General features: G+C 62.0%; 3 protein-coding genes. All 3 read left to right on the forward strand.

Features of this window, described 5'->3' with window-relative positions:
- The first annotated feature begins 73 nt into the window (after positions 1–73).
- From QRN04_RS17360 to QRN04_RS17370, 3 genes are read left to right on the forward strand one after another with little or no spacing between them, the layout of a single operon-like run.
- The gene (locus QRN04_RS17360; protein WP_284977277.1) at positions 74–2,158 is read left to right on the forward strand and encodes an alpha-1,4-glucan--maltose-1-phosphate maltosyltransferase; all 2,085 of its coding nucleotides are present in this window, start codon (positions 74–76) and stop codon (positions 2,156–2,158) included.
- The gene (treS, locus tag QRN04_RS17365; RefSeq protein ID WP_284977278.1) at positions 2,159–3,955 is read left to right on the forward strand and encodes a maltose alpha-D-glucosyltransferase; all 1,797 of its coding nucleotides are present in this window, start codon (positions 2,159–2,161) and stop codon (positions 3,953–3,955) included.
- Position 3,956: 1 nt separating this feature from the next.
- Positions 3,957–7,652, forward strand: coding sequence for a 1,4-alpha-glucan branching enzyme (locus tag QRN04_RS17370; protein ID WP_284977279.1), 3,696 nt, complete (start codon positions 3,957–3,959; stop codon positions 7,650–7,652).
- Positions 7,653–7,998: the final 346 nt, after the last annotated feature.

Below are 7,998 nucleotides of genomic sequence, written 5' to 3' on the forward strand. Positions count from 1 at the left end.
GTCATCCTCAATGCGGACATGCGCGAAAGATAGGTCGTGTACTTAGCATTCTTGTGGGATTGTCGCTAACGTCGTGCTTGTGACGAATACCGTGCGAACCACACCCGCTCTGAAATCCAAGACGAAAACGGACATAACCGACGGACTTCGCTTCGGCCGGTTCCCCATCACGGCCGTTCAGCCGGTGGTGGACGGTGGCCGTTTCCCGGCAAAGGCGCTGCCTGGAGAGGACCTCGCCGTCGGCGCCACGGTCTTCCGGGAAGGCCACGACCAGCTCGGTGTCACCGCCGTGCTGCTCGACCCCAGGGGCCGGGAACGCCAACGCGTCCGCCTCATGCCCGCCCAAGGCGAGCAGTGGCGGGGCCTGGACCGCTGGGAAGGCCTCATCACCCCCAGCGGCACCGGCGCGTGGTCGTTCGTTATCGAAGCTTGGCACGACCGTTATGGCACGTGGCACCACAACGCCGAAGTCAAGGTTGGCGCCGGCATCGACGTCGAGCTGATGCTCGCCGAGGGCGCGGCGCTCCTTGGAGAGGCAGCCGACGACGCCGGACGCACCGGCGCGGAGAAGCGCACCTTGCGGGCGGCCTCAGTCGCGCTCGCGGACGCCACGAAATCTGCCGAGGAGCGCCTCGGGGCAGGGTTCAGCGCAGAGGTGCTTGCCGCCGTCGGGCGCGTTCCGATCCGTGAACTCGTAACGCCCTCGGAGCGGTTCCCCCTGCAGGTGGAGCGCGACCTCGCCGGCCGTGGCTCTTGGTATGAGTTCTTCCCCCGTTCCGAAGGTGCCGTCCTGGACCACGCCACGGGCGAATGGACCTCCGGAAACTTCCGCACCGCTGCGAAGAGGCTCGACGCCGTCGCGGACATGGGCTTCGACGTCATCTACCTGCCACCCATCCACCCCATCGGTTTCCAGCACCGGAAGGGTCGCAACAACACGCTGACCCCCGGACCGCAGGATCCGGGATCGCCGTGGGCCATCGGCTCTAAGGACGGTGGCCATGACGCCATCCATCCGGACCTGGGTACGTTCGCGGATTTTGATGCCTTCGTGGCACGCGCCGGGGAACTTGGGCTGGAGGTGGCTTTGGACCTTGCACTGCAGGCTGCTCCCGACCACCCCTGGGTCACGAGTAATCCCGAATGGTTCACCACACGTGTTGACGGTTCCATCGCCTACGCGGAGAACCCGCCAAAGAAGTACCAGGACATCTTCCCCTTGAACTTCGACAACGACCCTGCGGGCCTTTCCAAGGAAATCCTGCGGATCGTGCAGTTGTGGATCAGCCACGGAGTGAAGATTTTCCGCGTGGACAACCCGCACACCAAGCCCGTTTGGTTCTGGGAATGGTTGATCGGAAAGATCAACAAGAAAAACCCGGAGGTCGTCTTCCTGGCAGAGGCCTTCACCCGTCCGCCCATGATGCATGCGCTGGGCCGCGCCGGTTTCCAGCAGTCCTATTCATACTTCACGTGGCGCAACACCAAGACGGAGCTGGAAGAGTACTTCCACGAGATCAGCCACGTCAGCCCGGCGTACTTCCGGCCTAACTTCTTCGTGAACACACCGGACATCCTCACCGAGTACCTGCAGTACGGGGGCCCGGCGGCGTTCAAGATCCGTGCTGTCCTCGCGGCCACTGCCAGCCCTTTGTGGGGCGTTTACGCCGGCTACGAACTCTATGAACATGTGGCCCGCCCAGGCGCCGAAGAGTACATAGACAACGAAAAGTACGAGTACAAGGCCAGGGATTGGGACGGTGCCGCAGAGTCCGGCCGGACCATGGCCCCGTACATCACCCGTCTCAACACCATCCGCAAGGATCACGTGGCGTTGGGTGACCTGCAGAACCTCACGCTGCATCACAGCACGGACGATTCCACGATTGTCTACTCAAAGCACAAAACCCTTCCAGACGGCACCAAGGACACCTTGATCATTGTGGTCAACGTGGATCCCCACAACACCCGGGAGAGCACCGTCTCCTTGGACTTGGCAGCCCTGCAGTTGGATCCTTCGGACCTTACCGAGGATGGACGCTTCCGGGTGGATGACCTGATCACCGGCCAAAGCTGGGAGTGGGGCGAGCACAACTACGTGCGGCTGGACGCCCACGTTGAACCGGCACACGTCCTGAGCATCCGGAGGCGGCCCTAAGTGAGTTTTTCTCCGCAGAACCCCACCCAGTACTTCACCCCGAAGAACACGTTCGAGCTGAACGCGCCAGGTCTCCAGCATGATCCGCATTGGTACCGCAAGGCAGTCTTCTATGAGGTGCTGGTCCGGGCTTTTGCGGATGCGAACGGGGACGGATCCGGCGATTTCCACGGCCTGATCGCCAAACTGGACTATCTCCAATGGCTGGGTGTGGACTGCCTTTGGTTGCCGCCGTTCTTCCATTCCCCGTTGCGCGATGGTGGCTACGACATCGCGGACTACACGTCCGTTTTGGATGAATTTGGCACCATCAGCGATTTCAAACGGTTGGTGGCCGAGGCACATGCCAGGGGAGTCCGGGTCATCATCGACCTCCCGTTGAACCACACGTCAGACCAGCACCCATGGTTTCAGGAGTCGCGTAAGGACCCCACCGGTCCGTATGGCGACTTCTACGTGTGGAGCGATACGGACGAGAAGTACCAGGATGCCCGCATCATCTTCGTGGACACCGAGGAGTCCAACTGGACCTTCGATCCCATCCGCAGGCAGTTCTTCTGGCACCGCTTCTTTAGCCATCAACCAGACCTGAACTTCGAGAACCCCAAGGTTATCGAGGCGTTATACGACGTCGTCCGGTTCTGGCTGGACCAGGGCATCGACGGCTTCCGCGCCGACGCCATTCCCTACCTCTTCGAGGAAGAGGGCACCAACTGCGAGAACCTGCCGGCTACGCATAAGTTCCTCCAGGACCTTCGCCGGATGGTCGACGAGAACTATCCGGGCAGGGTGATCATCGCCGAAGCGAACCAGCCGCCGCACGAGGTTGTGGAGTATTTCGGCACGGAGGAAGCTCCCGAGTGCCATATGGCATTCCATTTTCCGATCATGCCGCGGCTTTATTATGCCCTGCGGGACCAAAAAGCCGCTCCTATCATCGAAACGCTGCGTGATACCCCGCCCATACCCAAGGGAGCCCAGTGGGGTACCTTCCTGAGGAACCACGACGAACTCACCCTGGAGATGGTCTCGGCGGACGACCGGGCGGCCATGCTGGGCTGGTACGCACCGGATCCGCGGATGCGGGCCAACATCGGAATTCGACGCCGGTTGGCGCCCTTGCTGGACAATTCACGGTCCGAAATCGAACTGATCAACGCTTTGCTGCTGTCCCTTCCCGGCAGCCCGTTCCTGTATTACGGAGACGAGATCGGGATGGGCGACAATATCTGGCTGGATGATCGCGACGCGGTGCGTACCCCGATGCAGTGGACACCGGACCGCAACGCAGGCTTCTCGGCCGCAGATCCGGGAAAGTTGTATCTGCCCGTTATCCAGTCCCTGGTCTATAACTACGGCATGGCCAATGTGGAAGCAGAATCGGCACACTCGGGTTCGTTACTGCGCTGGACGCGCCAAATATTGAGCGTCCGGAAGAACCATCCAGTGTTCGGATTGGGCGGTTTCCGCCATATCGAAGCGGACCACGAGGTCGTGTTGGCTTACGTTCGGGAGCTCGCGCCGGGAAACGTGGAAGGAGAGGACGCAGAAACCATCCTGTGCGTTTTCAACCTTTCTCAACACCCTGTGGCGGCAACCTTGGACCTCCCCGAGTTTGCGGGCCGTGGCCTGCGAGATATTTTCGGCGGCCAGCCGTTCCCGGCTGTCGGAGACAACGGTCAGTTGACCGTCATGCTGGGCAGCCACAACTTTTACTGGCTGCGGCTTCGCTCGGCTTTTTCCAATCCCGCGTCGCCTTTTACGCAGGCGATCCCAGTGGTGACGTCCAAAGGATGAGATGAGCAAGGAAAACTTGAACCCCTCCATTGAAGGACTTCTCAGGAACTGGCTTCCAGGAAAACGCTGGTTCCCGGTCAAAAGCGGCGACTTTGCGCTGGAGCGTGTTGGCGGCTTCAGCCTTCCCGTTGCGCGCGGCGGTACCGGCCTGGAGGTGGTCCTGCTGGCGGTGACCTACCGAACGGCCGACGCCGTACAGCGGACTGACGTGGTGCAGGTCCCGCTGAGCTACCGGAGCCACGAGTCCGCTGAGGCTTCCGCCGCCCTGCTGGGGGAGTACACGCACCCTGACCATGGCATCCGAGCGGTTTACGACGCCGTCTACGATCCCGATTTCGTGGCTGCCTGGTTGGAGCTCATGCGCAGCGAAGCATCGTTGCCGGATGGACTTGCCCGCGGACATGTCACCCGCGGCAGTGTGGCCCTTCCGGCCAAGCCCACCTCCATCCGGGTTATCTCCGGTGAGCAGTCCAACACCTCCGTGATAGTGAACGACGGCGATTCGGCAGCTATCGTGAAGATCTTCCGGGTGGTGGCGGCAGGCAAGAACCCCGAAGTGGAACTGGGCGCGGCCCTGACCGCGGCCAGCACCCGTGAAGTCCCTGCGACGCTTGGTTGGATTACCGGCTCCTGGGCGGACCCGGCGTCGAACGCTTCTGCAGCGGCGACAGGCGAGCTGACGGTGGCCCATGAGTTCCTCGCGGGCGGGCAGGACGCTTGGCGGTTGGCCGTTGAGGCCGCCGCCGCCGGTCAGGACTTCACCGAGGAGGCCCACGGCCTCGGCGCAGCGACCGCCACGGTTCACGCCCGGCTCGCTGAAACTTTCGGCACCACCGATGGCCAGCTCCAGGGTGATGAGATCATTGCCACGGTGGATCGTCGCATGCGGCAGTCGTGGGGCGAGGCAGCGTCCGCCGTCGGGCCTTATGGCGCCGAACTTGACCACCTGCTGGCGGCCCTGAACCCCCAGGACGTGGGGCAGTTGCAGCGCGTCCATGGGGACCTGCACCTGGGCCAGATTCTGAGGGTGCCAAGCCGTGACGGGCGAGCCGGCCGATGGGCCATTCTCGACTTCGAGGGCGAGCCACTGCGCACGATCAACGAACGCAATACCCCAGATCTGCCGTTGCGCGACGTTACGGGCATGCTGAGGTCGTTTGACTACGCTGCCGGTGCCGCCATGCGCGAAAACGCCGAAGCCCATGTGCCGGACACCTGGGTGGACGATTGTGCCACGGCGTTCCTCGAGGGGTATAGCGAGGTCAATCCGGGAACCATAGACCGCCGCTCGCCGCTCTTTGTGGCATTGTGGCTGGACAAGGCACTGTACGAGGTGGTTTATGAACTGCGAAACCGGCCGGACTGGTTGTCCATTCCGGTCAAGGCAGCACAACGAATCCTGGACACAACAAGCCGTGGAAAGCACGCGGCAGCTACAGCGGAAGGTAACTACATGACTGGCTCTGCACGCACCGATCGGCCCCGAGTTCCCCTGCACGTGGACTCCGAGACCTTGGAACGCGTGGCTGCCGGCGCCTACCACGCACCGCATTCGGTACTCGGCGCCCACCTTGATGACCACGGACACGTGACCATCCGCACCGTCAAGCACCTCGCCAAATCCGTGACGGTGGTGACGGAGGCAGGGCGCACCGAGATGACCCACGAGTCACACGGCGTCTGGGTTGCCGTCCTGGAACCGGTCCAGCACGGCCACGCACCGGACTACCGTTTGGAAGTGGTGTACGACGCCGAACCCGTCACCATCGATGACCCGTACCACTACCTGCCCACCGTCGGCGAGGTGGACCTGCACCTCATCGGTGAAGGCCGTCATGAGCGTTTGTGGGATGTCTTGGGCGCCCACGTCCAGCACTATCGCTCCGCGCTCAGCGATGTGGACGGTGTTTCGTTCGCCGTGTGGGCGCCGAATGCCCAAGCGGTGCGTGTCAAAGGCGACTTCAACGGCTGGGACGGCCGCTCGCACGGTATGCGCTCACTGGGCTCTTCGGGAGTCTGGGAGCTCTTCATTCCAGGCGTTGTAGCAGGGGCGTGCTACAAATACGAGATCCTCACCAAAGGCGGCGAGTGGTTGGAGAAAGCCGATCCTTTGGCTTTCGGTACCGAGGTCCCGCCGCTGACCGCATCCCGCGTGGTTGATCCCAGCTACCGGTTCAAAGACGACGCGTGGATGACCGCACGCGCGGCACGGGACCCGCACAATTCACCGATGAGCGTCTACGAGGTGCACTTGGGGTCGTGGCGCCTGGGCCTTGGCTACAAAGAGTTGGCCAAGGAGCTCGTTGAGTACGTGAAGTGGCTCGGCTTTACCCACGTGGAATTCATGCCGGTTGCCGAGCACCCCTTCGGTGGTTCATGGGGATACCAAGTGACCTCCTACTTTGCACCGACGTCGCGCTTCGGCCACCCGGACGAGTTCCGGTTCTTGGTCGATTCCCTCCACCAAGCAGGCATCGGCGTCCTCTTGGACTGGGTTCCCGCCCACTTCCCCAAGGACTCCTGGGCCTTGGCAAAGTTCGACGGGCAGCCGTTGTATGAGCACTCGGACCCGGCTTTGGGTGAACACCCGGACTGGGGCACTCTGATCTTCGACTTCGGCCGCAGCGAAGTCCGGAACTTCCTGGTGGCCAACGCCTTGTACTGGTTGGAGGAATTCCACATCGATGGCCTCCGCGTGGACGCGGTGGCTTCCATGATCTACCTGGACTACTCCCGCGAAGAAGGCCAATGGCGGCCCAACAAGTTTGGTGGCCGCGAAAACCTCGAGGCGATTTCCTTCATGCAGGAAGTCAACGCGACGGTCTACAAGTCCCACCCAGGGGCCATCATCATCGCCGAGGAGTCGACGGCTTTCCCGGGTGTCACGGCGCCCACCAACCACGGCGGACTGGGATTCGGTCTCAAATGGAACATGGGCTGGATGCATGACTCGCTGAAATATATCTCCGAGGACCCCATCAACCGCAAATGGCACCACGGCACCATTACCTTCTCCTTGGTCTATGCCTTTACCGAGAATTTCCTGCTGCCCATCAGCCACGATGAGGTTGTCCACGGCAAAGGATCCTTGCTCCGGAAGATGCCCGGCGACCGTTGGCAACAGTTGGCGAATCTCCGCTCATTCTTCGCTTACCAGTGGGCACACCCGGGCAAGCAACTGATCTTCATGGGTACGGAGTTCGGGCAGGAGGCCGAGTGGTCCGAGCAATACGGACTCGACTGGTTCCTGGCCGATATCCCCTCCCACCGTGGCATCCAGCTTCTCGTGAAGGATCTCAACGAGCTCTACGCATCGACGCCGGCGCTCTACGAACGGGACAACGAGGCGGGCGGATTCCAGTGGATCAATGGTGGGGACGCCGATCACAACGTCCTGACGTTCATCCGTTGGGGCAACGACGGCAAACCCCTCGTTTGCGCCGTGAACTTCTCCGGAGGCCCGCACAAGGATTACATCCTGGGCGTTCCGTCCGCGGGAGAGTGGACCGAGGTCCTGAACACGGACTCCGAAACGTATGGCGGCTCGGGCGTTCTCAACGCAGGTGCCCTCAAAGCCACGGCGCCCGGAACGGACGGCCAGCCGGCTGCGTTGACCGTAACGCTGCCGCCCCTCGGCGCTTCCTGGTTCACCGTGGCGGACGAGGTCCGTAGCTCACTGGATTCGGTGAGTGACTAGGTTCAGTGACTGACTTGGTTCAGTGACTGACTTGGTTCGGTGACTGAGTAGATAGCCAAGATCCGGAGGGCCTGGAACTGCGTGCTCCGGGCCCTCCTTCCCTTTGTTTCCGGGCCAATTCCGCGGTTTCGGATCCGGCAGGAAGGTGCCTTGCTGGGGCTCTTTGCCATCTCGCCGGACTGGAGGTATAGTTAGTACCCGCGCTGCTCCACGAGCTGAGATCGCAAGCTGACAAGAAACCGCAAGGAAATCTACGTCATGCGTGCCGATTTGACTCGAAGGAATCCAGCCGGTAAGTTTGAAAAGTTGCTCCGGAGCGATCCTGGACCCTGTGGGGTGTGGGTGG

The organism is Arthrobacter sp. efr-133-TYG-104 (genome assembly GCF_030208915.1).
Lineage (GTDB): Bacteria > Actinomycetota > Actinomycetes > Actinomycetales > Micrococcaceae > Arthrobacter.

What these genes read in the sequence shown, in the direction of transcription:
- QRN04_RS17370 (WP_284977279.1), top strand. Translation starts at nt 3,957, where the DNA reads ATGAGCAAGGAAAACTTGAACCCCTCCATTGAAGGACTTCTCAGGAAC.